This is a genomic window from Streptomyces sp. NPDC088812 (assembly GCF_044750285.1).
Taxonomy (GTDB): Bacteria; Actinomycetota; Actinomycetes; order Streptomycetales; family Streptomycetaceae; genus Streptomyces.
This window is the reverse complement of record NZ_JBIVJP010000065.1, coordinates 1-1,825: the sequence shown is the minus strand read 5'-3', so window position 1 is coordinate 1,825 and position 1,825 is coordinate 1. Positions and strand designations below refer to the sequence as shown.

Annotated in this window: 1 protein-coding gene and 1 pseudogene; both read right to left on the bottom strand. The window is 70.6% G+C overall.

The genetic code is table 11. The annotated features are described in order from the left end of the window. Window positions 1-56: 56 nt before the first annotated feature. Window positions 57-952, bottom strand: a pseudogene (locus ACIP67_RS43205) (IS5 family transposase). Window positions 953-1,221: 269 nt separating this feature from the next. Then, on the bottom strand, window positions 1,222-1,825 hold a 604-nt coding region (locus ACIP67_RS43200; protein WP_401700205.1), incomplete at its 5' end, for a methyltransferase domain-containing protein.

The following is a 1,825-nucleotide window of genomic DNA, read 5'->3' as shown; positions in this document are numbered from 1 at the left end:
TCCGCGATCGGCGCCGTGCCTGCCACCAGGCTCAACAACCTCCCTGGACATCACACCTAGGGCATGTCTGACAATCGTTTGGACCACGCGAGCACAGCATTCAGGACCACAGCGGCCCGGTAGACGATCGCGTACTTGTCATACCGGGTCGCCAGACCCCGCCACTGCTTCAGGTGAGCGTACTGACGCTCGATGACGTTGCGGCCCTTGTAGGCGTCCGCGTCGAGGCTGACGGGGCGCCCGCCGCGGGCACCGCGCCGTCTGCGGTGGCCCTGCTGGTCGGCCGGTTCGGGGATGACCGCTTTGATCCCACGGGCACGTAGGTGGGTGCGGATCGCCCGGGAGGAGTACGCCTTATCGCCCAGCACGGCCTCGGGGCGGGTCCGGGGCCGCCCTACTGGCCGGGTCACGCGCAGCTGCTCCAGAAGAGGAAGCAGCATCGGGGAGTCCCCGGCTTGGCCGGGGGTGATCAGGCTGACCAGCGGCAGCCCGGTCCCATCGACGAGCTGATGGATCTTCGTGCTCAGCCCGCCACGGGAGCGCCCGATGCCGTGATCGGCCGGCTCCTCACGCGGATTCTTGTAGTTCGATCCATCCCCCTGTGTGGCGGGTGATGTTCGTGGCGTGCTGGTGGGCGCGGGCGATCGTGGAGTCCACCGAGACCGACCAATCGATCAGGCCTTCGGCGTCAGCGGCGGCGGTCAGCGTGGCCAGCACCGTGTCCCAGGTGCCCTCTTCAGCCAAGCGCCGATGCCAGGTCCACACTTCTCTGCCAGGGCCCGTAGACCTCGGGCAGATCCCTCCAAGCGATTCCGCACCGGTACCGGTAGATGATCGCCTCCACCATGGTGCGGGCGTCCGCGAACGGCCTGCCGGCGCGGCCGGTCCGGGTCGGGAGCATCGGGGCGATCAACTCCCATTGGGTGTCGGAGAGCATCTGGAACCGGGACATGTCCCCAGGGTCTCAGCTGACTCGTGCATCTATTCTCAGACACGCCCTAGTGGTCGGCAAGAAGCTGTGGAACGAGGGGGGGCTGCGGAAGGCCAACCGGTGGGACTCGGGGCGGCCCCTCCAGGCCGGTGGACTCACGAACCCGGACCCGGCTGTGCGGACGCAGGCGGCTTTGGCGCCCTCGGCGGACACTCTGATGCGGGTCTTCGTTGAGTTGAAGAAGCGGAACCGCCGGGCGGGGAGCCCGCGGTGACGCGTCCCGGCTTCCGTCACCGCCGGGTCAGCAGCGTGAGCACCTCCGCGTGCCGGGTCTGCGGGAACATGTCGAACACCTGCACCCGCGTCACCCGGTAGCTCGGCATCCGGGCCAGGTCCTGCGCGAGCGTCGCCGGGTTGCAGCTGGAGTACAGGACGGTGGGCACGCCCGAGTCCTCCAGCGCGTCGGCCAGTTCGGCGCCGATGCCCCGCCGCGGCGGATTCACGACGACGGCGTCCGGGCGGGGCCGCCGTTTCTCGAACGAAAGCGCCTCCGGAGCCCGCCGTTTCTCGAACGAAAGCGCGGAGGTGGCGTCGCCGGCGGAGAAGCGCGCCCGGTCGGCCAGGCCGAGCTCCGCGGCCGTCTCCCGGGCCGCGGCCACCGCCTCGGCGGAGGACTCCATGCCCCACACGTCCCGCACGCCGGCCCGGGCCAGGTGGAACGCGAACCCGCCCACCCCGCAGTACAGGTCCCACGCCGCCGCCGGCAGGCCGGCCTCGGCGACCCACGCCGCCGCCGTCGCGTACAGCCCCTCGGTCACCGCGGTGTTCGTCTGGAAGAACCCCTGCGGGCGCAGCCGCAGGCCCACCCCGTTGAGCCGCATGGTCAGCGTCGGC